30 protein-coding genes are annotated in these 24,736 nt (G+C 67.6%); 16 read left to right on the top strand and 14 right to left on the bottom strand.

Annotation, left to right across the window (positions count from 1 at the left end; all coding sequences use genetic code 11):
- The first annotated feature begins 39 nt into the window (after window positions 1-39).
- Together K7G81_RS14710 and K7G81_RS14705 are read left to right on the top strand one after the other, a co-directional pair.
- Window positions 40-1,290: a putative DNA modification/repair radical SAM protein gene (locus K7G81_RS14710; RefSeq protein WP_223031568.1), complete on the top strand. Its 1,251-nt coding sequence runs from the start codon at window positions 40-42 to the stop codon at window positions 1,288-1,290.
- Between the two features lie 10 nt (window positions 1,291-1,300).
- A complete protein-coding gene (locus K7G81_RS14705) occupies window positions 1,301-2,689 on the top strand; it encodes a UdgX family uracil-DNA binding protein (RefSeq protein WP_223031592.1) in 1,389 nt (462 codons plus the stop codon).
- Between the two features lie 63 nt (window positions 2,690-2,752).
- Here K7G81_RS14705 and K7G81_RS14700 read toward each other — a convergent pair whose 3' ends face one another.
- Together K7G81_RS14700 and K7G81_RS14695 are read right to left on the bottom strand one after the other, a co-directional pair.
- The gene (locus K7G81_RS14700; protein ID WP_223031567.1) at window positions 2,753-3,028 is read right to left on the bottom strand and encodes a hypothetical protein; all 276 of its coding nucleotides are present in this window, start codon (window positions 3,026-3,028) and stop codon (window positions 2,753-2,755) included.
- Window positions 3,029-3,039: 11 nt separating this feature from the next.
- Window positions 3,040-3,219 (bottom strand): hypothetical protein, encoded by a 180-nt coding sequence (locus K7G81_RS14695; protein ID WP_223031566.1) that lies wholly within the window; start codon window positions 3,217-3,219, stop codon window positions 3,040-3,042.
- Here K7G81_RS14695 and K7G81_RS14690 point away from each other — a divergent pair.
- Entirely contained in the window at window positions 3,218-3,844 is a 627-nt protein-coding gene (locus K7G81_RS14690) for a DedA family protein (protein ID WP_223031565.1), read from the top strand. The two genes, K7G81_RS14695 and K7G81_RS14690, sit on opposite strands and share 2 nt — an antisense overlap.
- Before the next feature lie 36 nt (window positions 3,845-3,880).
- On the opposite strand, the gene K7G81_RS14685 is transcribed toward K7G81_RS14690, so the two are convergent.
- The 6 genes from K7G81_RS14685 to K7G81_RS14660 all read right to left on the bottom strand — a co-directional run bounded on the left by K7G81_RS14685 (window position 3,881) and on the right by K7G81_RS14660 (window position 7,796).
- A complete protein-coding gene (locus tag K7G81_RS14685; RefSeq protein ID WP_223031564.1) occupies window positions 3,881-4,486 on the bottom strand; it encodes a hemerythrin domain-containing protein in 606 nt (201 codons plus the stop codon).
- Window positions 4,487-4,570: 84 nt separating this feature from the next.
- Window positions 4,571-5,380 (bottom strand): pyrroline-5-carboxylate reductase, encoded by an 810-nt coding sequence (proC, locus tag K7G81_RS14680; protein ID WP_223031563.1) that lies wholly within the window; start codon window positions 5,378-5,380, stop codon window positions 4,571-4,573.
- Window positions 5,377-5,883, bottom strand: coding sequence for a type III secretion system chaperone family protein (locus K7G81_RS14675; protein ID WP_223031562.1), 507 nt, complete (start codon window positions 5,881-5,883; stop codon window positions 5,377-5,379). The genes proC and K7G81_RS14675 overlap by 4 nt, the downstream gene beginning before the upstream one ends.
- Window positions 5,884-6,059: 176 nt before the next feature.
- Entirely contained in the window at window positions 6,060-6,392 is a 333-nt protein-coding gene (locus K7G81_RS14670) for an accessory factor UbiK family protein (protein ID WP_223031561.1), read from the bottom strand.
- Between the two features lie 43 nt (window positions 6,393-6,435).
- Window positions 6,436-6,990, bottom strand: a complete 555-nt coding sequence (locus K7G81_RS14665) for a TspO/MBR family protein (RefSeq protein ID WP_223031560.1) — start codon at window positions 6,988-6,990, stop codon at window positions 6,436-6,438.
- A gap of 62 nt (window positions 6,991-7,052) precedes the next feature.
- Window positions 7,053-7,796 carry a TlyA family RNA methyltransferase gene (locus K7G81_RS14660; RefSeq protein ID WP_223031559.1) on the bottom strand — a complete coding sequence of 248 codons (744 nt, stop codon included), beginning with the start codon at window positions 7,794-7,796 and terminating at the stop codon, window positions 7,053-7,055.
- Window positions 7,797-7,850: 54 nt separating this feature from the next.
- On the opposite strand from K7G81_RS14660, the gene K7G81_RS14655 reads away from it, so the two are divergent.
- The gene (locus K7G81_RS14655; RefSeq protein WP_439649555.1) at window positions 7,851-8,390 is read left to right on the top strand and encodes a GNAT family N-acetyltransferase; all 540 of its coding nucleotides are present in this window, start codon (window positions 7,851-7,853) and stop codon (window positions 8,388-8,390) included.
- 21 nt (window positions 8,391-8,411) lie between these two features.
- Here the strand turns inward: K7G81_RS14655 and K7G81_RS14650 are convergent, their stop codons facing one another.
- The 3 genes from K7G81_RS14650 to K7G81_RS14640 all read right to left on the bottom strand — a co-directional run bounded on the left by K7G81_RS14650 (window position 8,412) and on the right by K7G81_RS14640 (window position 9,712).
- On the bottom strand, window positions 8,412-8,741 hold the full coding sequence (locus K7G81_RS14650; protein ID WP_223031557.1) for a hypothetical protein: 330 nt from the start codon (window positions 8,739-8,741) through the stop codon (window positions 8,412-8,414).
- Between the two features lie 75 nt (window positions 8,742-8,816).
- Entirely contained in the window at window positions 8,817-9,281 is a 465-nt protein-coding gene (locus tag K7G81_RS14645; protein WP_223031556.1) for a Fur family transcriptional regulator, read from the bottom strand.
- A gap of 41 nt (window positions 9,282-9,322) precedes the next feature.
- Window positions 9,323-9,712, bottom strand: coding sequence for a MerC domain-containing protein (locus K7G81_RS14640; protein WP_223031555.1), 390 nt, complete (start codon window positions 9,710-9,712; stop codon window positions 9,323-9,325).
- Window positions 9,713-9,813: 101 nt separating this feature from the next.
- Between K7G81_RS14640 and K7G81_RS14635 the strand changes: the two genes are divergently transcribed.
- The 4 genes from K7G81_RS14635 (at window position 9,814) to rpsI (ending at window position 12,378) form a co-directional block, all read left to right on the top strand.
- The gene (locus tag K7G81_RS14635) at window positions 9,814-10,854 is read left to right on the top strand and encodes a COX15/CtaA family protein (protein WP_223031554.1); all 1,041 of its coding nucleotides are present in this window, start codon (window positions 9,814-9,816) and stop codon (window positions 10,852-10,854) included.
- Window positions 10,826-11,164, top strand: coding sequence for a divalent-cation tolerance protein CutA (cutA, locus tag K7G81_RS14630; RefSeq protein ID WP_223031553.1), 339 nt, complete (start codon window positions 10,826-10,828; stop codon window positions 11,162-11,164). Before K7G81_RS14635 ends, cutA begins: the two co-directional genes overlap by 29 nt.
- A 177-nt stretch (window positions 11,165-11,341) precedes the next feature.
- The gene (gene rplM, locus K7G81_RS14625; protein WP_223031552.1) at window positions 11,342-11,821 is read left to right on the top strand and encodes a 50S ribosomal protein L13; all 480 of its coding nucleotides are present in this window, start codon (window positions 11,342-11,344) and stop codon (window positions 11,819-11,821) included.
- Window positions 11,821-12,378, top strand: a complete 558-nt coding sequence (gene rpsI / locus K7G81_RS14620; RefSeq protein WP_223031551.1) for a 30S ribosomal protein S9 — start codon at window positions 11,821-11,823, stop codon at window positions 12,376-12,378. Before rplM ends, rpsI begins: the two co-directional genes overlap by 1 nt.
- A 197-nt stretch (window positions 12,379-12,575) precedes the next feature.
- Here the strand turns inward: rpsI and K7G81_RS14615 are convergent, their stop codons facing one another.
- Window positions 12,576-13,259 carry an O-methyltransferase gene (locus tag K7G81_RS14615; protein WP_223031550.1) on the bottom strand — a complete coding sequence of 228 codons (684 nt, stop codon included), beginning with the start codon at window positions 13,257-13,259 and terminating at the stop codon, window positions 12,576-12,578.
- The gene (locus K7G81_RS14610; protein ID WP_223031549.1) at window positions 13,259-14,164 is read right to left on the bottom strand and encodes a fructose bisphosphate aldolase; all 906 of its coding nucleotides are present in this window, start codon (window positions 14,162-14,164) and stop codon (window positions 13,259-13,261) included. The genes K7G81_RS14615 and K7G81_RS14610 overlap by 1 nt, the downstream gene beginning before the upstream one ends.
- 127 nt (window positions 14,165-14,291) lie before the next feature.
- On the opposite strand from K7G81_RS14610, the gene K7G81_RS14605 reads away from it, so the two are divergent.
- The 4 genes from K7G81_RS14605 (at window position 14,292) to K7G81_RS14590 (ending at window position 19,905) form a co-directional block, all read left to right on the top strand.
- A complete protein-coding gene (locus tag K7G81_RS14605) occupies window positions 14,292-15,482 on the top strand; it encodes an MFS transporter (RefSeq protein WP_223031548.1) in 1,191 nt (396 codons plus the stop codon).
- A gap of 10 nt (window positions 15,483-15,492) precedes the next feature.
- On the top strand, window positions 15,493-16,392 hold the full coding sequence (gene thiL, locus K7G81_RS14600) for a thiamine-phosphate kinase (RefSeq protein ID WP_223031547.1): 900 nt from the start codon (window positions 15,493-15,495) through the stop codon (window positions 16,390-16,392).
- A gap of 106 nt (window positions 16,393-16,498) precedes the next feature.
- Entirely contained in the window at window positions 16,499-18,646 is a 2,148-nt protein-coding gene (locus tag K7G81_RS14595) for a sodium-translocating pyrophosphatase (RefSeq protein ID WP_223031546.1), read from the top strand.
- 104 nt (window positions 18,647-18,750) lie between these two features.
- Window positions 18,751-19,905 carry an acyl-CoA dehydrogenase family protein gene (locus K7G81_RS14590; RefSeq protein WP_223031545.1) on the top strand — a complete coding sequence of 385 codons (1,155 nt, stop codon included), beginning with the start codon at window positions 18,751-18,753 and terminating at the stop codon, window positions 19,903-19,905.
- A 22-nt stretch (window positions 19,906-19,927) separates the two neighbouring features.
- Here the strand turns inward: K7G81_RS14590 and K7G81_RS14585 are convergent, their stop codons facing one another.
- A complete protein-coding gene (locus K7G81_RS14585; protein WP_223031544.1) occupies window positions 19,928-21,190 on the bottom strand; it encodes an MgtC/SapB family protein in 1,263 nt (420 codons plus the stop codon).
- A gap of 140 nt (window positions 21,191-21,330) precedes the next feature.
- On the opposite strand from K7G81_RS14585, the gene K7G81_RS14580 reads away from it, so the two are divergent.
- The 4 genes from K7G81_RS14580 to K7G81_RS14565 all read left to right on the top strand — a co-directional run bounded on the left by K7G81_RS14580 (window position 21,331) and on the right by K7G81_RS14565 (window position 24,688).
- A complete protein-coding gene (locus K7G81_RS14580) occupies window positions 21,331-22,134 on the top strand; it encodes a universal stress protein (RefSeq protein WP_223031543.1) in 804 nt (267 codons plus the stop codon).
- 5 nt (window positions 22,135-22,139) lie between these two features.
- Entirely contained in the window at window positions 22,140-22,562 is a 423-nt protein-coding gene (locus K7G81_RS14575; protein ID WP_223031542.1) for a universal stress protein, read from the top strand.
- Window positions 22,563-22,637: 75 nt separating this feature from the next.
- Window positions 22,638-23,714: an NAD(P)-dependent alcohol dehydrogenase gene (locus K7G81_RS14570; protein ID WP_223031541.1), complete on the top strand. Its 1,077-nt coding sequence runs from the start codon at window positions 22,638-22,640 to the stop codon at window positions 23,712-23,714.
- Window positions 23,711-24,688, top strand: coding sequence for a L,D-transpeptidase (locus tag K7G81_RS14565; protein WP_223031540.1), 978 nt, complete (start codon window positions 23,711-23,713; stop codon window positions 24,686-24,688). Before K7G81_RS14570 ends, K7G81_RS14565 begins: the two co-directional genes overlap by 4 nt.
- Window positions 24,689-24,736 lie beyond the last annotated feature (48 nt).

The raw sequence follows: 24,736 nt of genomic DNA, 5'->3' as shown, positions 1-24,736 counted from the left end.
GCGCTTGCGCCCGGAGCGATCGGAACATAAAAGGAACGGATGGCGCAGCTCGACGTCCGTCAGAAGCTCGAAATCCTTGCCGATGCGGCGAAATACGACGCGTCCTGCGCGTCATCGGGATCGATCAAACGCGATTCGCGCGGCGGCAAGGGGATCGGCTCGACCGACCAGGGAATGGGCATCTGCCACGCGTATGCACCCGACGGCCGCTGCATCTCGCTGCTCAAGGTTCTGCTGACCAATAGCTGCATCTTCGACTGCCATTATTGCATCAATCGCAAGAGCTCGAACGTGCGCCGCGCGCGCTTCACCGCGCGCGAGGTGGTCGATCTGACGATCGCTTTCTACAAGCGCAACTATATCGAGGGGCTGTTCCTTTCGTCGGGCATCATCCGATCGGCGAATTATACCATGGAGCAGATCGTCGAGGTCGCGCGGTCGCTGCGCGAAGACCACGATTTTCGCGGTTATATCCATCTGAAGACGATCCCCGACGCCGATCCGGCGTTGGTCGAGGCGGCCGGGCGTCACGCCGATCGCGTGTCGATCAACGTCGAACTGCCGACGATCGGCGGGCTCAAGCGGCTGGCGCCGGAAAAGAACGCCGGACGGATCGAGGGCGCAATGGGGGCGATGACCGCGTCGATCGCCGATCATAGCGACGCCCGGCGCCGCTATCGCGCGGCACCACGTTTCGCGCCGGCCGGGCAATCCACCCAGATGATCGTCGGCGCTGACGCGGCGACCGACAGCGACATCGTCCATCGCGCCGCCACGCTCTACGGCCGGTTTGATCTCAAACGCGTCTATTATTCGGCGTTCAGCCCGATCCCCGATGCCAGCGCCGTGTTGCCGCTGCGGCGGCCGCCTTTGATGCGCGAGCACCGACTCTACCAATCCGACTGGCTGATGCGCTTTTACGGCTTCGCGCCGGGCGACGTAGCGGCGGCGGCGGACGAGACGACGGGGATGCTGCCGCTCGATATCGACCCGAAACTGGCCTGGGCGCTGCGGTTTCGCGCGGCGTTCCCGGTCGACGTCAACACCGCCGCGCGCGAGCGGCTGCTGCGCGTGCCGGGGCTCGGCATCAAGGCGGTCGACGCGATCCTGTCGATCCGGCGCTGGCGGCGGCTGCGGCTTGACGATGTCGCCCGGCTGACGGTGTCGATCGCCCGGCTGCGCCCGTTCATCGTGGCCGCCGACTGGTCGCCGACCGCGCTCGTCGACCGGCAGGACCTGCGGCCGCTGGTGGCGCCGCGTCCCGAGCAGTTTGAATTGTTCGCGGCCTGACATGGCCGCGCTGCGCACTGTGACGCTCTCCGGTCCGGACGATGTCGCGGGCTGGCGCGACGCGGCAAGAACGCTTGCGGCCCAGGGCGTCGCGCCCGGGGCAGTCATATGGCAGACCGGGGAAAGCGGCGACCTGTTCGCCGCGGCGCCCGCCTCGATAGCCATCGCGGAGCCATCGGCGCGGTTAAGGGTGCCGCGCGCGTTCATCGACCTTGCCGGCGCGGCGCTGCTGCATCGCGACCCCGAGCGGTTTGCCTTGCTCTATGCCGCTCTGTGCCGATTGCAGGCGCATCCCCGCCTGCTCGACGACGAGGCCGATCCGCTCATCGCGCGGATCGCGACAATGGCCAAGGCGGTGCGGCGCGACATCCACAAGATGCGCGCCTTTCTGCGCTTTCGCGAGACGCATGACGACGACGGGCTGCGCTATATCGCCTGGTTCGAGCCCGAGCATCATATCGTGCGCGCCAATGCCGGCTTCTTCGTCGATCGGTTCGCGGCGATGCGGTGGTCGATCCTGACGCCCGAATTGTCATTGCATTGGGACGGCGAGACGGTGCGCGAAGGGCCGGGCGCGACGCGCGGCGACGCCCCGGCGGACGATGCGATCGAAGCGGTGTGGCAGACCTATTACGCATCGATCTTCAACCCGGCGCGGATAAAGATCGGCGCGATGCTCAAGGAAATGCCGAAGCGTTACTGGAAAAACATGCCCGAAACGGCGTTGGTGCCGAGCCTGATCGCCGACGCCCAGGCACGGGAGAGACGCATGATCGATACCGCACGGACGCAGCGCGGCGGCAATGCCGAGGCGGCATGGCACGCGCTGCGCGAGGAAGCCGCGGGCTGCACGCGGTGCCCGCTCTACAAGAACGCTACGCAGACGGTGTTCGGCGAAGGGCCGACGAGCGCGGCGATGATGCTGGTCGGCGAGCAGCCGGGCGATCAGGAGGATCTCGCTGGGCGTGCGTTCGTCGGGCCGGCCGGGCAGATGCTCGATCGCGCGCTGGCGGACGCCGGCGTCGATCGTGCGCAAGCCTATGTCACCAACGCGGTGAAGCATTTCAAGTTCGAGCGGCGCGGCAAACGGCGCATCCATTCCAAGCCCAATGCCGGCGAGATCGAGGCATGCCGCTGGTGGTACGAGCAGGAGCGGCTGGTGGTGAAGCCGCAGGTCACTGTGGCGCTGGGCGCGACGGCGGCGCGATCGGTTTTCGGCCGGCCAATGACGATCGGGCGCGAACGCGGTGCGGCGCACGAATTGCCGGATGGCGGCACCGGCTGGGTGACGGTGCATCCCAGCTATCTGCTGCGCCTGCCCGACAAGGCCAAGGCGGCCGAAGAATTCGAGCGGTTCGTCGAGGATTTGCGCGGCGCGGCGGCGCTGTTGCGACGCTGACCACGCGCCGGGGTGGGCAGCAAAGGCCCCGCGCCGCCTGGGCGCGAGGCCTGCCTTGACCCGTTAGCCCGGGCTGGAGGGCGGGGTCGAATCCGAGCTATGATCGGTCGCGACGATCGTCGCGGCGACCAGGCCGGCGGCAAACACGCCGGCAAGGGCGTAACCCAGGACGGGCGTGCCCTCGTCGGACTGGCTGCTGCGGTGCTTCAGCGCGGGCGCGGCGCGGACGCCGTTTACCGGTGCGCTCTGCACGGCGGGAACCGCGGCAGCGGAACGGACGGGGCCGGCGGCAATCGCGCCACTGGCGACCAGCATCGATGCCGCGGCAGTGCCGGCCATCGCAAATTTCATCAAACGCATAATAAACCCTTTTTTGACTTTGACTTGGCGACCAACGTCTCGAACGAACCGGTGGCGGAATAAGTTCCGGCGAGGTGCAGCTGACGCCGGCGCGGCTTGGCCGGGCAGATGCGAAGGCCGCGCATTTGGGGCTGGAAACGCAACGGCGCCTCGGCCATGGCGGCGGACATGATCGAACATATCCTCGCCGTGCTCGCCGGGTTCATCGTCGCCGTGATCTCCGCGACCGGCTATCTCGGCGTCGCGCTGATGATGGCGATCGAAAGCGCGTGCATCCCACTGCCATCCGAAGTGATCATGCCGTTTTCGGGCTATCTGGTTTCGACCGGGCGCTTCGAGCTGTTCGCGGTTGCGACCGCGGGCGCGATCGGCTGCAACATCGGATCGGTGTTCGCTTATGAGCTCGGCAAGCGCGGCGGCCGGCCGGCGATCGAGCGCTGGGGGCGCTTCGTCCTGCTGGGGCCGGGCGAGCTCGACGCGGCAGACCGGTTTTTCGCGCGGTTCGGATCGGCAGCGGTGCTGATCGGGCGGCTGCTGCCGGTGATCCGGTCATTCATCGCCTTCCCCGCGGGCATCGCGCGGATGCCGCTGGGGCGGTTTCACCTCTACACCTTCATCGGATCGTGGCCGTGGTGCTTCGCGCTCGCCTGGATCGGGATGAAGCTCGGCGCCGCATGGGACAGCGACCCGCGGATCAAGGCCGCGTTCCATTCGGCCGACGCGGTGATCGGGGGACTGATCGTGATCGCCGTGGCGGGCTATGTCGCCCATCGCGTGCGCGGGATGCGCCGCTGAGCCTGGCTGGCACTCGCGATGGCGAGGCCTTGATCGCTACGCGAGCTTGAAGCCCTCGCGATTCATCTGGCGGGTCAGCTTGCGGTTCTGATCTTCCGAAAGCTGCGCCTTCAGCGCCGGAAAATCGCGCTCCTCCTCCTCGCGCATGTGCGTTTCGATCTCGTGGCGGAAGGCCTTGATCGTCTCGAGGAACTCGGGCGCGTTCTTGGGCATGTTCTCGAGATCGTAGAGGAAATGCTTCACGTCGCCATGATCGCGGATCAGCGATTCGGCGGCATCGGCACGGCCAGCATCGCGCAACGCGGGATAGATCGCATTCTCCTCCTCGATCGCGTGCTTGGCCAGCGCATGCTTGAGCTGCGCCAGCAACATCGTGCGGCGCGCGACGGCGCGCGTCTGCGTCGCCTCGATCGCGTCGAACAGCTTGAGCACCGCCTTGTGCTCGGCGGCGAGCGCCTGCGGCCAATCGCCGGCGAGGATCGTCGGCGCCTGGCTGGCAGTGCGCCGCCCGAACAGCGCCATCATCCCGATCGCCGCGCCGGCGGTGGCGGCGAGGCCGAGCTTGACAGCCGAGGTGCGCCGCTGGCGCGCGTCCTCGTCCGAAATGAAGCGGCCCTTGCTGTCGCGATCGAGCGTCGTCATGGCAATCTCCCTTCTCGCGAGAGACAACCGACGAAGCGCGATGCGCGTTCCGCTGCCGCGTCCACGTAAGTGGACCAGCTTCAATCAGCGCGCGGCGGCGGCCAGTTCGACGTTGCGATCGCGCGCGGCGGTGAGCGTCGCGACGAGCAGGCGTTGCAGCGCATCGTCGCGATCGAGCACGTTGAGGCCCTCGCGCGTCGATCCGCCCTTGCTGGCAACGCGATCGGCGAGCGTGGCGGGCGTCTCATCGGCGTTCGCTGCCATCATCGCCGAGCCCTCGACCGTCGCGGTGGCGAGGCGCAGCGCCTGATCGGCTGGCAGGCCAAGCGCGGCGCCGGCCGCGGCGAGCGCGTCGATGAAGCGATAGACGAAGCCGGGGCCGCTGCCCGACAGCGCGGTGACGGCATCGAACAGCCCTTCTTCGTCGATCCACTCGACGGTGCCGAGCGGCGCCATCAGCGCCGACGCCGCGTGCCCCGCCTCGCTTTGCGGATCGGCGCCGTAGAGCCCGACGGCGCCATGGCCGAGCGCGACCGGCAGATTGGGCATGACGCGCACGATCGCTTCCGCCTCAAAGCGCCTGGCGAGCGACGCGACCTCGACCCCGGCCAGGATCGACAGCAGCAGCTTCACGCCCTTGATCCTCGGCGCCAGCGCGCCGGCGATATCATCGAGCATCTGCGGCTTGACGCCGATCATCACCGCCTCGGGCGCCGCCTCGTCGGGCAGGCTGGCGACATGGCGCACGCCGCCGGGAAGCCGGGGCTGGCCGGGATCGACCACCGTAACGGTGGCCGGATCGACCACGCCGCTTTCCACCCATCGCGACAGCATGGCGCCCGCCATGTTGCCGCAACCAATCAACCAGATGCTCGTCGGTACGTCTGAAATCATGCTTCTCCCTGGGTTTCGATGAGCGCGGCGGCGATTGCCTCCTTCGGCGTCTTGCCGCCCCACAGGACGAACTGGAACACCGGATAGAAACGCTCGCACTCGTCAATCGCGCTTTCGATGATCAGTTCCGCGTCGGACAAGGACAGGCCGGCATCCTCGCCTCCGCCGACCATCGCGGCATGACGATAGAGCAGCACGCCGGTCGACGACCACAATTCGAAATGGCCGATCCACAATTGCTCGTTGATCAGCCCGATCGCCTCATAGATCGCCGCGCGCCGCTCCTCGGTGACGCGGATGTCCGGAAAGGCGAGGAATTGCAGCACGCTGTCGTCCTCGCGCCACAGCCCGCGCAGCTCGTATTCGGTCCAGCTGCCCTTGACGGTGGCGACGATTTCCTCGTCCTGCCGCTCGTGCTTCCAGCCGTGCGCGGCGAAGTAATTTTCCAGCATGTCGATCGGCGCGGCGGTATCGTCGCGCTCGAGATCGCCCTCATCGAGCATAAATGTCTCCCTCGCGCGCATGGTGACGGGCCGCGCCGCGCGAAACAACCCCGCCGCCGAACCCCCGCGTGGAAAAAGCTGTGGACAAGCTGTGGGGCACGCGCGGCGCCATCGCGACGAAGCGCGCGCGCCGGAGCGCCGGATGACGACGCGGACTGGCGCCGCGATCGATCAACTCACGCCTTGGGCGCGGCCTTCGGCGCCGCCTTGGCGCGCTTCGCCGCAGCAGGCTTGGCGGCCGGCTTCACGGGCTTGACCACGGCCGGCGGCGCGGCGCCTTCGAGCGCATCGAGACGGGCGCGCAGCGCATCGACCTCGTCGCGCGCAGCCGCGGCCATCGCCTTCACCGCATCGAATTCCTCGCGGGTCACAAAATCCTGGCCACCGATCCATTCGCGGAACCGGGTTCGCGCATCGGCCTGGCCCTCACGCGCCATGCCGGCGAACGTGCCGGCGGCGCCGTTCACGAATTTGACGAAATCGTCGAAAATCTTGTTTTCGGATTGCATTGCGGATGTTCCTTCGTTCGTTCGGCACCAGCCGCCTCAACCATCATAATGCGATCTGGGTGCTTACCGCGCCGGGGACAAGGCCATCGGCATCCGGATTGAGCCGATGGATACCCCAGGTCAACGCCCCGGCAAAGCAGATCCAGGCGAGATAGGGCACCATCAGCCACGCCGCCGCCGCGCGGATACGCCCGAACAGGATCGTCGCCGCCAGCGCCAAAGCAAACATCACGACGATCACGCCGAACGCCAGCATCACGCGATGCGCGCCGAAGAACAACGGGTTCCACACCAGGTTGGCCGCCAATTGGGCGACGAACAGGCCGATCGCCAACCCGCGATCGCGCGCGCCACGCGCGTTGAGCACGATCGCCAGCGCGATACCCATCAGGACGTAGAGGATCGTCCAGGCAACCGGGAACACCCAATCCGGCGGGGTCAGCGCGGGCTTGGCCAGCATCATATACCAGCCGTTGTCGGCGCCGGCCGGCACACTCGATCCCGACAGGAAGCCGAGCAACAGCACCGCGGGCACGGTGACCAGGGCCCAGCGCACGAACGACATCCTCAATTGCTGCTTCGATGCCAGTTCGCTCACCCACGCGCTCCTTTGTCAAGCGGTACGAGACAGATCGGAAACCCGCTTACAACGGATTTCGACTAGGCGGAAAGGTCCCGCTGCGCGGCAAGCAGGAACTCGACATTCCCCTCCGGTCCCGTAATGGGACTTTGCGTCACGCCGACGACACGCCAGCCCTGATCCTCGAACCAGCGCGCGACCTCGTCGCAGACGCGGGCGTGGACGGCGGGATCGCGCACCACCCCGCCCTTGCCGACTTCCTCCCGCCCCGCCTCGAACTGCGGCTTGACCAGCACCAGCGCGCGCGCCAGCGGCTTGGCGAAGCCGAGCGGCTTTTCGAGCACCTTGGCGAGGCCGATGAAGCTCGCATCGCAGACGATCAGGTCGACGTTTTCCGGGATGTGCTCGGTGGTGAGGATGCGCGCGCTGGTGCGTTCGTGAACGATCACGCGATCATCCTGGCGCAGCTTCCAGGCGAGCTGGTTGGTGCCGCTGTCGACTGCATAGACGCGCGCCGCGCCGCGGCTGAGCAGCACATCGGTGAAGCCGCCGGTCGACGAGCCGACGTCGATCGCCACCGCGCCGGCGACGTCCCAGCCGGTCTGATCGAGCCCGTGCGCGAGCTTGATGCCGCCGCGCGACACCCAGGGATGATCGCGGCCGCGCACCTCCACCGCCGCGTCGTCGGCCACCTGCTGGCCCGCCTTGTCGATCTTGCGATCGCCGACGAAGACATGGCCGGCCATCACCAGCGCCTGCGCGCGCGTCCGCGATTCCGCGAGCCCGCGATCGACGAGCAGTTGATCGATGCGCTGCTTGGCCATGGTTCCTCCAGCGCCTCCTTGACGCGGACGGCGCGGCGCCGCAACCGTCGCGCGATGGCCGATATGGTGATCGAACCCGCGACCGAAGCCGACATTCCGGCGATCCGGGCGCTGATGGCGCGCGCGATCGACGATTTGCAGCGCGGCTTCCTGAGCGACGCCGAGATCGCGGCGAGCCGCGCGGTGATGGGGCTCGATACCCAGCTGATCGCCGATCGCAGCTATTTCCTCGCGCGGATCGGCGGCGCGCTGGCCGGATGCGGCGGCTGGAGCTGGCGCGCGACGCTCTACGGCGGCGATCACAGCAGCGACCTGCGCGACGCGCGGACACTCGATCCCGCGCGCGAGCCGGCGCGGATCAGGGCGATGTTCACCGATCCCGCGTTCGCGAGGCAAGGCGTCGGCCGCGCGATCCTCGACGCTTGCGAAGCCGCGGCTGCGAAGGCGGGGTTCGGCCGAGCCGAGCTGATGGCGACATTAGCCGGCGAACCGCTCTACCGCGCGTGCAGCTATACCGCGAGTGAGCGGGTGACGACGCCGCCGGTCGATGGCGTCGCGGTGCCGCTGGTCAGGATGACGAAGGCGCTGCCTTAGGCGACCGGCAGGTCTACGAAGTCAGACCGTCTTTGGCATATGCTCGGCCATACGTCTTCGGCGCTTGCGAATCGCGAGCGGCACCGCGATCACGACGAACACGCCCAGGGCGAGATACAGCTGAACCAGGCCCCTCTCCTTCTCCAGAAAGGCAAGCCAGATCAGGCAGGGCACGGCGATGAGTGGCGTCACCTTGGTTACCCACCACAGGATCGTTCCCCAGCCGGGGCGATCGCGGGCTTCTATATCGACGAGCAGGACGATCGCGGCCGCCGCCCCTTTCGCGCCGAGCGCAAGGATCACGATCCAGCTCAGCAGATCCAGCGTTGTCGCGAACCCGAGATGCAGCATCGCAGCAGGATGGCGCACGGACCGGCGGAACGCAACGCCATCCGGATGACGAACCCGCCGCCGGTGGTCCTGACCCTATTCCTCGCAATCGGCGCAGGTGCCGCGGACCTCGATCACCGGGCGCACGGGCGAGAAGCCGGCGGCTTCGGCGGCGTGGCGGACAGTGCCGGTGATGCGATCGTCGTCGATATGCGTGGTCTGGCCGCATTTGTCGCAGACCAGGAAGATGCAATCGTGCAGGCAATCGGGGTGCGCGTTGGCGACATAGGCGTTCGAGCTCTCGACGCGGCGCGCGAGATTGGCCGAAACGAACAGATCGAGGATGCGATAGACGCTGTTGGCGGCGACGCGGCGATCCTCGGCCTTCGACACCGCCTCGGCGATGTCATAAGCGGACGCCGGCTTGTCGAACCCGGCCAGCGCCTCGAACACGCTGGCGCGCATCGACGTCCATTGCTCGCCGGCCTTTTCGAGCGTGGTCTGCGCGGCATGGGTCAGCGCCTTGCCCTTGGGCTCGTGATGATGGTGGTGCGCGGCCATCAGCGGAATTTAGGGTCCGGCCCCGTAAACGGCAAGCCGCGTCAGTGGCTGGCGCGGCGGTTGAGATCGTGGCCGAAGGCGAGCAGCGCGACGCCCATCACCGTATAGATCGTTTCCATCCCGCCATCGTGCGGCAGCGTGATCGCGCCGGCCATCATGCCCAGCCCGAACGAGCCGACGAACAGCGGCGCGGCATAACCGTGGCTGAGGAAACCGCGGCCCAGCGCGACCACGCCGAACAGGATCGCGAAAGTGAGGCCGATCTCGTGCCACAACGGGTTGAGCAGCGCGGCGCCGACCGAGGCCATGAAGGCGAGGAACAGCGCGCTGGCCACGCAATGCACCGCGCACAGGCCCGACAGCCCGATCGCGAAACGATCGAACCGCGTGTCCACCCAATGCGAGAGCCGCGATTGCGCTAGGGCCGTCATGCGCGGCGATATGGCACGGCCGGCCCGATGTTACAACATAACATTTGATGCGGCGACGTGGCGATTCCGCGCGGCGAAAATATGCGCTACACCGCCGCGCGATGCTGCAGCAAACCTCGTTTCCCGCCACCCGCGCCCGCCCCCGCGCGATCGCCCATTGGCTGTTGTTCGTCGCCGGCATGATCGTCGGCATGGTGGTGCTCGGCGGGATCACCCGGCTGACCGAATCGGGGCTGTCGATCACCGAATGGGAGCCGATCAGCGGCATCATCCCGCCGCTCAACCACGCGCAATGGATCGCCGAATTCGATCATTACAAGCGCATCCCCGAATATACCGAGATCAACCGCAACATGGACCTTGCCGGGTTCAAGGCGATCTTTTTCTGGGAATATCTCCACCGGCTGTGGGGGCGGCTGATCGGCTTCGCCTTCGCGCTGCCGCTGATCTGGTTCGCGGTGCGGCGGCAGATCCCGCGCGGTTATGGCTGGCGGCTGACGGCGATCCTCGCGCTCGGCGGGCTGCAGGGAGCGATCGGCTGGTGGATGGTATCCTCCGGCCTCGCCGTGCGCACCGACGTCAGCCATATCCGGCTCGCGGTGCATCTCGTCACCGCCCTGTTCATCCTGGCGGGCACGGTGTGGACGGCGATGGACCTCTATGCGCTGGCCAACACGGCGGCACGACCGGCGCGGCTGACCGCGATCGGCGCGGCGGCGATCATCCTGCTGTTCATGCAGATCACGCTTGGCGCGTTCACCGCCGGGCTCAATGCCGGCTATGCCTTCGCGAGCTGGCCGTTGATGGGCGACCGGCTGTTCCCGGCCGGCGTGACGATGCTGCAACCGGCCTGGACCAACGTTGTCGACAATCCGATCGTGGTGCAGTTCGTCCACCGCTGGTTCGCCTTCATCGCCGCCGCCGGGCTGATATGGCTGGCGGTGCGGGCGATGCGGGTCGGGGCCCGGCGCCAGGGCCAGGTGGTGATTGGCCTGGTCTGCCTGCAGATCGTGCTGGGCATCTCGACCTTGATGAGCGGGGTGGAGATCGTCATCGCGGTCGCCCACCAACTCAATGCCGCGCTGACGCTGATCGCCGCGGTGATCGCGGCCCATGCCGTCGGTCGCCGCGCGGCACGGTGAGCGTGATCGCGCTGGTCGCGCCACCTTCGCCGACCGGGCGGAGGCCGAGCGCATCGCCACAGCGGTGGTCGAGGCGCGGCTGGCGGCGTGCGCGAATCTCGGCGCGGTGGAATCGATCTACACATGGGAGGGCGCGATCGAGAGCGGATCGGAAGTGGCCGGCATCTTCAAGACGCGCACGACGCTGGCGCCGTTCCTCGCCGCACGGATCGCCGCGCTGCACAGCTACGATCTGCCGGCGGTCACCTGGTGGACGGTCGATGCCGAAGAGCGTCTGGCCGCGTGGGTGGAGGCCGCGACCGATGATTGATGCCGTATCGGTACCCGCCGGCAGGCCTCGCTGACCCCTCCGGTATCCTGATACCCGCTCGCTAACCCGCGCATTCCCTTGACTCGCGCGATCCGATCGACGATAGGGCGCGCGTTCGCGCCGCTCCGTCTGGGGCGGCGTCGCTCGTTTCAAACGCAAGCATAAGGTCCAAGCCCCATGAAGGCGCTGATGAAGACCACCAAGTCGGCCAAGCCGCATGAGGTGGAGAAGAAGTGGCACATCGTCGATGCCGACGGCCTGGTGGTCGGTCGCGCGGCGACGATCATCGCCAACGTGCTGCGCGGCAAGCATAAGCCGAGCTACACCCCACATGTCGATTGCGGTGACAATGTCATCGTGATCAACGCCGACAAGGTGAAGTTCACCGGCAACAAGCTCAAGGACAAGGTCTATTACCGCCACACCGGCTATGCCGGCGGCATCAAGGGCGTGACCGCGGGCAAGGTGCTGGAAGGCAAGTTCCCCGAGCGCGTGCTGGAAAAGGCCATCGAGCGGATGATCCCGCGCGGGCCGCTCGGCCGTGCCCAGATGCGCAGCTTGCGCATCTATTCGGGCGCCGAGCATCCGCACGCCGCCCAGAACCCCGAAGTGCTCGATATCGCGGGCATGAACCGCAAGAACAAGGTGGGCAACTGATGTCCGACAATCGTCAATCGCTTTCCGATCTCGGCGCCGTCGTCGGCGGCCAGCAGGCCGATACGGCCCCGGCCGCGCCGGCTGCCACCGAAACGGCAACCGCCGCCGCTCCCGAAGCGCCCGTCGCCGCCGAGCCGACCACGCCGCTGCGCGAGCAGCAGATCGACAAGCAGGGCCGTGCCTATGCCACCGGCCGCCGCAAGGATGCGGTGGCGCGCGTGTGGCTGAAGCCGGGCTCGGGCAAGATCACCATCAACGGCCGCGACCAGGCGGTCTATTTCGCGCGCCCGACGCTGCGCCTCGTCATCAACCAGCCGTTCGACGTCTCGTCGCGGCAGGGCCAGTATGACGTCGTCTGCACCGTCAAGGGCGGCGGCCTGTCGGGCCAGGCGGGTGCGGTGAAGCACGGCATCAGCCAGGCGCTGACCCGCTACGAGCCGGCGCTGCGCAGCCCGGTCAAGGCCGCAGGCTTCCTGACCCGCGACAGCCGCGCGGTCGAGCGCAAGAAGTACGGCAAGGCCAAGGCCCGCCGCAGCTTCCAGTTCTCGAAGCGCTAAGACGCAGGCGGCTTCGGATTGCGCGAGCAATCCGAAGACTCGCCACCAAACACGAGAAGGGCGGTGCCGGCAGCGGCGCCGCCCTTTTTCTTGAGCACTTGCACTTCACCCGTTGTCGATCGTCACCGGTAATTGGCGGCCGGCGGAAGCCATCGAAGCGTCGGTTGTCTTCGCCCCCTTGCTCGCGATGCCAGCCATTACGGCCTGTCGTTACCCACCAACGCCAGCAGGAAGCCGTCCCATTTCTTGCCGCCGACCGTCTGGATCGCGGTTGCGGTCAGGCGCGGTTCGGCGGCGACCGCGTCGAACAGTGCGCGGGTGCCGGCAATGCGCGGGTCGGTGCTGGTCGCATCGAGCACGCCGCCCTCGCGGATCACATTGTCGATGACGATCGCCGTGCCGGGACGCGACAGCCGCAGCGCCTCGCGGAGATAAGCAGCGTTGTTCTGCTTGTCGGCATCGATGAACACGAAGTCGAACGGCCCGTCCAACGTCGCGAGCGTCTCGATCGCCGGGCCGACAAGCACCTCGACGCGATCACCGAGGCCGGCCGCGTCGAGGTTCGCCCGCGCGACCGCGGCATGGTGCGGGTCGATCTCCAGCGTCACGACGCGGCCGCCCTCGCTCACCGCGCGCGCCAGCTCGATCGTCGAATAGCCGCCGAGCGTGCCGACTTCGAGCACATGCGTCGCACCGCACATCGTGGCGAGCAGCCGCAGCATGCGCCCTTGCGGCGGCGACACGTCGATATCGGGCAGCCCGCCCGCCGCATTAGCCGCGAGCGCGGCGGCAAGCGCCGAATCATGGCCGAGCAGCGTCTCCCCGATATAGGCGTCGACCGCGGCCCAGCCCTCATCCTGCGGCTGCGTGCGCTCGACCATCAGCGCGCGTCCGGCGTCTTGTCCACCGAGGCGGCGTAGATCTGATCGATCGCCTCGGCGAGCGCGGCATCGAATTCGGCATCGCTCATCTGATGACGCAGATCCTCGAGCAGCGCGCGGCTGAAGCTCGCGATCATGCCCTTGTTGCGGGCGAGCTCGGCACAGGCTTCGGGGCGATTGAACCCGCCCGACAGCGCGACGACGCGCAGCACGCGCGGATGGTGGATCAGCCCTTCGTAAATGCCGCGTTCGGCCGGCAGCGAGAGCTTGAGCATCACCTTCGGCCCGTCGCGATCCTTGTCGAGCGCCGCGGCGAGCTCGGCGACGAGCAGGCGATCGGCATCGGCGCGCTCGGGGCTCTTGATGTTCACCTCTGGCTCGATGATCGGCATCATGCCCTGCGCCGCCACCGCGCCGGCGATCTCGAACTGCTGCGCGACGATGGCCGCGATCCCGTCGCGATTGGCGAGATTGACCACCGACCGCTCCTTGGTGCCGAACACGCCCAGCCCCTTGGCCCGCACGAGCAGGCCGTCGAGCCCCGGAATCGGCTTCATCAGCTGCACGCCGTCGGCCTCTGCCTCGAGGCCCTTGTCGATCTTCAGGAATGGCACGATGCCGCGATCGTGGAGCGCCTGGGGCACCGGCATGCCGCCGGCCTGCCCATCCATGGTCCGCTCGAACAGGATCGCGGCGAGCACCTTGTCGCCGGTGAAGGCCGGTGCCGTGATGATCCGCACGCGCATCGCGTGGATCAGCGCGAACATCCCCTCGTCATTGGACCAGGCGCCGTCCGCGATGCCATATGCCTTGAGCGCCTTTGGCGTGGAGCCGCCCGATTGATCGAGCGCGGCGATGAAGCCGCGGCCCTCCCTCATCCTCGCGGTCATCTCGTCAGTGTTCATTAGCCTTCCCCATCTTATGATTGTGCGCGACTGATAGACGCCGCGCCGGCCAGCGGCAACGCGACTGAACGCGACCGGGAAACGTCGCGGGGCTTGTTCTTGTTGCGATGCGGCTTATTGCCGCGCGATGCCTGCCGATCCCCCGCACGAGCATCTGACGCGCGCCGCGACGTTGTTGTTCGCGGTTGCCTGCGGGGCGATGGTCGCCAATCTCTATTACGCGCAGACGCTGATCGATTCGATCGGGCCCGAGATCGGTCTGTCGCCGCAGATCGCGGGCACGATCACGATGCTGACCCAGTTCGGCTACGGCCTCGGCCTCGCGCTGCTGGTGCCGCTGGGGGACTTGTTCGAGAACAAGCGGCTGACGCTGATCGCCACTGCCGGCGCGGTGATCGCCTGCCTCGGCATCGGGCTTTCGCGCGGGCCGATCACCTTCCTCGCCGCCTCGTTTCTGACCGGCGTGTGCGCAACCGGCGCGCAAGTGCTGCTGCCGCTCGCCACGCATCTGACCCCCGAGGACCAGCAGGGCCGCGTGATCGGCCGGATCATGGCGGGGCTGCTGACCGGCATCATGCTGGCGCGCCCCGCAGCGAGCTTCGTTGCCGAGGCGATCGGCTGGCGCGCGATCTTCTTCGCATCGGCCGGGCTGATGGCGCTGCTGATGGTCGCACTCGCCATCGTCTGCCCGCACCGCAGGCCCGAAGCGAAGCTCGGCTATGGCGCGATCCTGCTATCGACATTGACGCAGATCCGCGATCGCCGCGCGCTCAGGCTTCGCGCCTTCTACCAGTCGATGATGTTCGCCGCGTTCAACCTGTTCTGGACCGCCGCGCCGCTCGTCCTGCTGCACACATTCGATTTCACTCAGAATGAGGTCGCGCTGTTCGCGCTGGCCGGCGCGGGCGGCGCCTTCGCCGCGCCGCTGGCCGGCTGGCTCGCCGACAAGGGACTGGCTTGGTGGACCAGCCTTGCCGCACTGGCGATCATCGCCTTGGGCTTTGCCGGCGCGATCCCCGCGGTCGCCGCGACCAGCGTGATCGCCTTCGCCGCCGCCGCGATCCTGATCGATGCCGCGGTGCAATTGAGCCAGATCACCGGCCAGAAGATCATCTTCGCGCTGTCGAACGAGGCGCGGTCGCGCGTCAATTCGGGTTATATGACGATCATGTTCGTCATCGGCGCGACCGGCTCGCTGCTCGGCTCGGCGACCTTCGAGTCGGGCGGATGGACGCTGAGCGCGATCGCCGGCACGGCGATCGGCGCGGTGACGCTGATCGTATTTCTGCTGTTTGATCGCGGCGCGAGCCGAACCTAAGCTGGTTGCGATGACCGAAGCCGAATTCCTCGCCGCGCTGCGCCGCCTGCCGCTCCATCCCGGCGCGCTCGGGCTAGAGGACGATACCGCGCGGCTCGGCGAGCTCGTCATCACCACCGACACGATCGTCGAGGGCGTGCATTATCTCGCGACCGACCCGCCCGCCGACGTCGCGTGGAAACTGCTCGCGGTGAACCTCTCCGACCTCGCCGCCAAGGGTGCGACCCCAGAGGGCGCGCTGCTGAACTATCCGCTGCGCGACTCAGCATGGGATCGGCCGTTTATCGGCGGGCTCGGGCAAGCCTTGCGCGACCTGTCCTGCCCCTTGCTCGGCGGCGATACGGTGTCGCTGCCCGCTAATGCCCCCCGCGTCATCACGCTGACGGCGATCGGGCGCGCCCCGGCCGCGCCGGTTCGCACGGGTGCGAAGACGGGCGATGCGCTCTACGTCACTGGCACGATCGGCGATGCCGGCGCGGGACTTCGGATCGCGCAAGGCGCGGACGGGCCGGCCGATCCGCTCGCGGCCTACCGGCGACCGCATCCCCGCATCGCCGAAGGACGTGCGCTGGCGCCGCTCGTCCACGCCATGATGGACGTTTCCGACGGCTTGCTGATCGACGCCGCGCGCATGGCAGCGGCGAGCGGGATCGGCGCAACGATCGCGCTCGATACCGTGCCGCTGTCCGCCGCTTATCGTACCTTTGCCGGCGACGATCGCGCCGCGCGGCTCGCCGCGGCGACCGCGGGCGACGATTACGAACTTCTGTTCGCCGCCCCGGCCGACATCGCCCTTCCCGTCCCGGCGACGCGCGTCGGCACGTTCCGCGCCGGCGCCGGCCTGGCGCTCACCGATCGCGGCCGGGCGATCGACCTTCCGGCGAAACTCGGCTTCCTCCACGGCAATTGAGGCGCTTGCGCTGGCGCATCCGCCCCGATAGCCTCCGCCTACAAGTCACGGGAGCGTTCCCACCCAATCAGCCTCCCGGACAGGAGAGAGCAGGGAAGGAGTGCCAATGACGTATGTCTATGCCGCCATCGCGTGCGGCCTGATTGCTGTGCTCTACGGATTCTTCACGTCCGGCCAGGTGCTGCGCGCCTCGGCGGGAGATACGAAGATGCAGGACATCGCCGCCGCCATCCAGGAAGGCGCCAAGGCGTATCTCGCCCGGCAATACACCACCATCGCGATCGTCGGCGTGATCGTCGCCATCGTCATCTTCGCCACGCTTGGCATCGTATCGGCGGTCGGCTTCGCGATCGGCGCGATCCTGTCGGGGGTCGCGGGCTTCGTCGGCATGAACATCTCGGTGCGCGCCAATGTGCGCACCGCGGAGGCCGCGCGCGGCTCGCTGCAAGGCGGCCTGACCATCGCGTTCCGTTCGGGCGCCGTCACCGGCATGCTGGTGGCGGGGCTCGGCCTGCTCGCGATCTCGGTGTTCTTCTGGTATCTGACCGGCCCCGCCGGCCACGCGCCGAGCGACCGTATCATCACGCAATCCTTGACCGCTTTGGCCTTCGGCGCCTCGCTGATTTCGATCTTCGCGCGGTTGGGCGGCGGCATCTTCACCAAGGCCGCCGACGTCGGCGCCGATCTCGTCGGCAAGGTCGAGGCGGGCATTCCCGAGGACGATCCCCGCAATCCCGCGACGATCGCCGACAATGTCGGTGACAATGTCGGCGATTGTGCCGGCATGGCGGCCGACCTGTTCGAGACCTATGTCGTCACGCTCGGCCTGACGATGGTGTCGCTCGCGCTGCTCTTGCCGCATGCCGACAAGCTGTTTGCGCTGATGTCGCTGCCGCTGCTGGTCGGCGGGGTGTGCATCATCACCTCGATCATCGGCACCTATATGGTGCGCCTCGGCGGCGGATCGATCATGGGCGCGCTCTACAAGGGCTTCTTCACCACCGCGATCCTGTCGATCCCGGCGATTTATGTCGTCACCACCTGGGCGCTGGGCGACCTCAACGCCGCGATCGGCGGCACCGCGTTCCTCGACCAGGCCGGCGGCGCGCTGCCCGCTACGGCAGCCGAGGCGGCGACCGGCTGGGATCTGTTCTGGTGCATGATGATTGGCCTCGCCGTCACCGGTCTGCTGGTGTGGATCACCGAATATTACACCGGCACCAATCACCGCCCGGTGCAGACCATCGCCAAAGCCTCGGTCACCGGCCACGGCACCAACGTGATCCAGGGCCTCGCGATCAGCCTCGAGGCGACTGCGCTGCCGACGCTGGTGATCGTCGTCGCGGTGATCGCCTCGTACCAGTTGGCCGGGATCATCGGCGTCGCCTTCGCGGCGACCTCGCTGCTCGCGCTTGCCGGCATGGTGGTCGCGCTCGACGCTTACGGCCCGGTCACCGACAATGCCGGCGGCATCGCCGAAATGTCCGGCCTGCCCGACGACGTGCGCAACCGCACCGACGCATTGGATGCGGTCGGCAACACCACCAAGGCAGTGACCAAGGGCTATGCAATCGGCTCGGCGGCGCTGGCCGCACTGGTGCTGTTCGGCGCCTACACCAGTGACCTGCATGAGTATTTCGGCGCCATCACCGTCGATTTCTCGCTGTCGAATCCGTATGTCATCGTCGGGCTGCTGCTCGGCGCGATGCTGCCGTTCATCTTCGGCGCGTTCGGGATGACCGCGGTCGGCCGGGCGGCAGGAGCGGTGGTCGAGGAGGTGCGCACCCAGTTCCGCGACAATCCCGGCATCATGCAAGGCACCGCACGGCCGAACTATGCCCGTACGGTCGATCTCGTCACCCGTGCCGCGATTCGCGAGATGATCGTGCCCTCGCTGCTGCCGGTGCTGAGCCCGATCCTGGTGTATTTCATCATCACCTGGGTTGCCGGCCAGGCACAGGGCTTCGCCACCGTCGGCGCGATGCTGCTGGGCGTGATCGTCTCGGGCCTGTTCGTCGCCATCTCGATGACCTCGGGCGGCGGCGCGTGGGACAATGCCAAGAAATATATCGAGGACGGCAATTACGGCGGCAAGGGCTCCGAAGCGCACAAGGCGGCCGTCACCGGCGATACCGTCGGCGATCCCTACAAGGATACCGCGGGGCCGGCGGTCAATCCGATGATCAAGATCACCAACATCGTCGCCCTGCTGCTGCTCGCGGCACTGGCGGCGCACGCCGGGGTCGCCGGCTGATCCTCATGCCCCGCCCGGCGACGCCCGGGCGGGGCCTTCTTCCCGCTTGACGTAAGCGTCAATCACTCTCACGCTGGCACGCAAAACAAGCCACGGAGAGGATCATGACGATCGACGACGTCGCCGGCCGTTCGGCCTACACCCCCGACCACGAGGCGTTTCGCAGCACCGTGCGCAGCTTCCTGCAGAAGGAAGGCGTGCCCCATGTCGCCGATTGGGAAGCCAACCGGCTGGTGCCCAAGGAGTTCTGGCGCAAGGCGGGCGAGGTCGGGATGCTCTGCCCGACCGTGCCCGAAGCCTATGGCGGGCTCGGCCTCGATTTCGGCTATAACGCGATCGTCAACGAGGAGCTGAGCTACAACGGCGTGCCGGCCGGCTTCTCGCTGCAATCGGACATCGTCTGCGACTATATCGTCGCCTACGGTTCGGAGGAGCAGAAGCGTGAGTGGCTGCCCCGCCTCGTCTCGGGCGAGACGATCACCGCGATCGCGATGACCGAACCCGGCACCGGCTCCGACCTCCAGGCGATCCGCACGACGGCGAAGAAGGACGGCAACCATTATGTCGTCTCGGGCTCGAAGACCTATATCACCAATGGCCAGAATGCCGATCTGGTGCTGGTCGTCGCCAAGACCGATCCCGAGGCCAAGCCCGCCTACAAGGGCATGTCGATCATCCTGGTCGAGGCGGATCGCGAGGGGTTCCGGCGCGGGCGCAAGCTCGACAAGATCGGGCAGGATGCCGCCGATACCAGCGAACTGTTCTTCGATGACGTCCGCGTGCCGATCACCAATTGCCTGGGCGAGGAAGGCAAGGGCTTCATCTACCTGATGAGCCAATTGCCGCAGGAGCGCCTGTCGATCGCCGTCGGCGTGCAGGCCTCGGCGCAGAAGGCATTCGACGAAACGGTGGCCTTCACCAAGGACCGCAAGGCCTTCGCGGGCATGGTGTTCGATTTCCAGAACACCCGCTTCGTGCTGGCTGACCTCAAGGCCAAGCTGCAGGTCGGCTGGGCACATCTCGATTGGGCGATCCGCCGGCATCTGGCGGGCGAGCTGACCCCGACCGAGGGTGCGGCGGCTAAGCTGTGGCATACCGAGCTGCAATGGGAAGTGATGGACAAGTGCCTGCAGCTCCACGGCGGGGCGGGCTATATGAATGAATATCCGATCGCCCGCGCCTGGCGCGCTGCACGCGTCAGCCGCATCTATGGCGGCACCAACGAGATCATGAAGGAACTGATCGGACGAAACCTGTAGCGTCCCGCCGCTAAAGGCCGCTTCAGCCCCCGCCGATCGCGACCCAGGCGAACGCGCAACTCGCGGCGAGAACCAGCGTGCTCGCGGCAAGCGCAAGAGCCGCCGCCGTTCCGCGTCTGCCGGCATAAGCAAGCGTCACCCCGATCTTGAGCGTCATGTTGGCGACGACCGTGCCGGCCAGCGCCAATGCGGCAAGATCGGGCGCGATCGCGGACGGCGGCAACCCGCCCGCGGTGACGATCGAGGCATCGACGTCCGCCGATCCGACCAGGAACAACAGCATGGCGATGCCGCTGCTACCGAACCGCGCCTCCGCCCAACGCGCAGCGACGGCGGCGACGGCGACGAACGCCATGAAGCTCAACGCCGGCAGCATCGCGATCGGGTTGCCGGGCGCCGCGGCGGCGCCGTTGCCGCTCGCCCGGCGATAGAGCCACAAGGATGCCACCGCCTGCGTCACCAGCGCCGGCGTGATCAGCGTGGCGAAGGGCAGGAACACGCGCCCGGCCAGCATCGCGACCAGCACGAGGACGCGGCCGTACATCACGGTGCTCGCCAGCGCGATGCCCGCCGTCGCGGTGGGATCGCTGGTGCTGTCGCGCATGCGCTGGGCGAGCGACTGCGTCACCGCCGTCGACGAATAGGCGCCACCGATCACCGCCGTGGCGATCGTGCCATGTTGCGTGCCGAACACGCGATTGGCGGCGTAACCGGCGAAGGAGAAGCCGGTGACGAGCACTACCACAAGCCATAATCTGAACGGATTCCAGGCGAGAAGCGGGCCCATCGCCCGATCGGGGAGGAACGGGAGCACGGCCAGCGCGATCACCGCGAATCGCGCGAGCGCCTTGATATCGCGCTGGTCGAGCCGCGCGACGAAGCGGTGGAGATTGTCGCGCAACGCGAGGATCAGCACCGCCAGCGCGGCAGCGGCCAGCGCCGGGCCGACGATGCCGATGCCGGCCAGGAAGCCGATCGCCAGCACCAGCACGCCAGTGGCGGCGCTGGTCGCGTCGGCCTGTTGGTGTGCCGCGCGGGCATATCCCGCAACCAGCAGCGCGGCGATCGCGGCGACGATCGCCGCGGCAGCGATCGGCTGACCCAGGCTGGCCTCGATGCCGGCGACGCCGCCAGCGAGCCCGATCAGCGTCACCGTCCGCACCCCGGCGACGCGGGTGCCGTCGCGCCGGTCGCGCAGCGTCCAGCCCCGTTCGATGCCGGCCAGCGCGCCGATCGCCAGCGCCGCGGCGAGGCGAATAATCAGATGCCGCGGCTCGACGTCCATCCCGCCACTGTGCGCCCCGGCGGCGCGAAATCAGTCCGTAATAACCCTTAGATCGGGAGCCGGGGTTACGGGAAAGCCCCGATAGGCCGGCCCGCGAGGGCGCCATAAAACGCCGGACATCAGCCCGAAGGAGCGGATCGATGAAGAACGTGCTGCTGCTGGTCCATGACGACGCCGGACAGGAGGCGCGGCTGCAATGCGCGCTCGATCTCACGCGGGCGATCGACGGTCATCTCGCGTGCATCGACGTCGCGATCATGCCGCGCTTCATGGACGACTATATCTCCTCGGGCGGCGAAGCTCTGCTGATCGCCGACGAGGAAGCCAAGGAAGCGCGCAATCGCGAGCGGCTGGAAAAGCGGCTCGCGGCCGAGGACGTGCCGTGGAGCTGGGCCGATACGTCGGGCCTGCTCAGCGATGGCGTTCGCAAGGCGATGCGGCTCAACGACATCGTCGTGGTCAATGCCCATCTCGATCATTTCCCCGGACGCGAGATGGCGCATGTCGCCGGCGAGCTGATCGTCGGCTCGGGCAAGCCGGTGCTCGCGGTGCCGCCGCAAGCGCGGCGCTTCGACGTCACCGGCCACGCCATGATCGCCTGGGATGGCTCGCCGGCCGCCGAGGCGGCGCTGCGCGCGGCGGTGCCGCTGCTCGCGCTCGCCGCCAACGTGACGCTGTTCGAGGTCGATGACGGGTCGATCAAGCTGCCCGCCGAACGCGCCGCCGAATATCTGTCGCGCCACGGCATCAAGCCGGTGATCCGCCGCGATTCGGCGCTGGCCGATGTCGCGAGCACAGTGATCCTTGCCGCGACGCAATCGTATCGCGCCGATTGGCTGGTGATGGGCGGCTTCGGCCACAGCCGCCTGATCGAAGCCGCGTTCGGCGGGGTCACTCGCCGGCTGTTCCACGACGCCGCAATACCGCTGTTCCTGGCGCATTGAACGCCATGTTCCGCCAAATCCTCGTGCCGGTCGATCTCGACGAGCCCTCGTCATGGTCGAAGGCGATTCCCGCGGCGCGCGCGCTGGCGGACGCGTTCGACGCGCGATTGACGGTGATGACGGTGATCACCGATCGCGATGCGACCAGCGAGGCCGCCTGGTCGGCGATCAATTACGGCGCGCTGGTCGACAAGACGACGACTCACCTCGCCAATCTCGCCGACCGCGAGTTGGGCAAGGACAAGGCGGCCGTGCGGGTCGGCTCGGGTTCGATCTACGGCGCGATCCTCGATGCCGCGGCGGACATCGAGGCGGACCTGATCGTGATGGCCTCGCACCGCCCGGCAATGCGCGATTTCCTGATCGGCGCCAACGCCTCGCGGGTCGCCCGGCACGCCCGCTGCTCGGTGATGATCGTGCGCGAATAGCCGCGATCTACGGGATTTACCCGAACGACCGAGCACACCCGATCTGCCAAGCCATTCGCCGAAAGGAGCATCGCCATGGCCGAGAAGATGCGCGCGACGATCTTCGTCGAACCGGGCCGAATCGTGCTCGGTGAAAAGCCGATCCCCGATGTCGGGCCGCTCGATGCGCTGATCCGCATCACCACCACCACGATCTGCGGCACCGATATCCACATCCTCAAGGGCGAATATCCGGTGCAATCGGGGCTGACCATCGGCCACGAACCGGTCGGGGTGATCGAGAAGCTCGGCTCGGCGGTGACCGGGTACGAAGAGGGCCAGCGCGTCATCGCCGGGGCAATCACGCCGTCGGGCACGTCCAACGCCTCGCTCGACGGCTGCCATTCGCAATGCGGGGCCGGCACCAAGCACGGCTGGAAAGCGATGGGCGGCTGGCGGTTCGGCAACACGATCGACGGCGCGCAGGCCGATTACCTGCTGGTGCCCGACGCGATGGCCAATCTCGCGCCGATCCCCGAGGGGCTGACCGACGAGCAGGTGCTGATGTGCCCCGACATCCTGTCGACCGGCTTTTCGGGCGCGCAATCGGGCAAGGTCAGGATCGGCGACACCGTCGCAGTGTTCGCGCAAGGGCCGATCGGATTGTGCGCGACCGCCGGCGCGCGGCTGATGGGCGCCGCCAGGATCATCGCCGTTGAGTCCGTGCCCGCCCGCGCCGCGATCTCCCGCAAGATGGGTGCCGACGAGGTGGTGGACTTCACCAAGGAAGATCCCGTCGCCGCGATCATGAAACTGACCGACGGCCGCGGCGTCGACGTCTCGATCGAGGCGCTGGGCAAGCAGCAGACGTTCGAATGGGCGCTGCGCGTGCTGCGCCCCGGCGGCACGCTGTCGTCGCTCGGCGTCTATTCGAGCGACCTCACCATCCCGCTCGACGCCTTTTCGGCCGGGCTGGGCGACAACCGCATCGTCACCACATTGTGCCCCGGCGGCAAGGAGCGGATGCGCCGCCTGATGGCGATGGTGAATGGCGGCCGGATCGATACCGCCGCGCTGGTCACGCACCATTTCAGTCTCGACGACATCGAGACCGCCTATGATTTGTTCGGCCATCAGCGCGATGGCGTGTTGAAGGTCGCCATCAAGCCATGAAGATTCGCGTTCCGATCGCGGTGCTCGCTCTGGCGTGCATCGCCGTGCCGTTGCCCGCCGCCGCCCAGTCGCTCGACAGCGGCTCGGTCATGGCGGCGGTGGAGAAGCTCAAGCCCGGCGAATATCTGTGGGCGCCGCAGCTCGCCCCGGAAGGGCCGATGCTGCTCGTCGTCAATCGCGAGACGCAGCGACTGGTGGTCTATCGCAACGGCCTGCCGATCGGCATCTCAACCGTTTCCACCGGCAAGCCCGGCCATCGCACGCCGACCGGCGTGTTCACCATCCTGCAGAAGCAGGTCGAGCATTATTCGAGCCTCTACGACAGCGCACCGATGCCGTTCATGGAGCGGCTGACCTGGGACGGCGTCGCGCTGCACGGGGGAACTCTGCCCGGCTATCCCGCCTCGCACGGCTGCATCCGCCTGCCCAAAGCGTTCGCCGAGAAGCTCTATGGCGAAACGCGCACCGGCATGACGGTTGTGATCACCGACAAGCCCGAGTTGCCGCATATGGTTCCGGCGCCCGATCTGCTCGGCCAGGGCGATCAGCCGCCGCCCGCCGGCGACACCGTCTGGCAGCCCGACAAGGCGCCGATCGGCCCCGTCTCGATCGTGGTGAGCGGCGCCGACCGGCAAGTCACCGTACTGCGCAACGGCGTGGTGATCGGCACCGCGCCCGTCGCGCTGGCGACACCGATCGCGCGACCGGCAGCCTATTCGCTGCAATCGATCGATGCCGGGGGGCGGCACTGGACGCGCTTGCCCTTGCCCGGCCAGGACATTGCGACCCCCGACGCGGACGAAACGGGGCAGCACGTCGCCGTCGACCCGACTTTCGAGAAGCAGGTGCTCGCCGCGATCATGCCGGGTACGACCGTGCTGCTCACCCCGGACAGCATGGCGGCGCTCGCCGCTGCCGCCCCCGAACCGCTGATCGAAAGCGAGCCCAGCGCTGCCTCGGCCAGCTCTAGGTAAGTTCCCCGATACCCCGGCCCCCGATGCTCGTGGCTTAGTCGCCCCGGA

It is taken from the genome of Hephaestia mangrovi (assembly GCF_019880555.1).
GTDB classification, from domain to species: domain Bacteria; phylum Pseudomonadota; class Alphaproteobacteria; order Sphingomonadales; family Sphingomonadaceae; genus Sphingomonas; species Sphingomonas mangrovi.
This window is presented reverse-complemented; position numbering and strand designations above follow the sequence as displayed.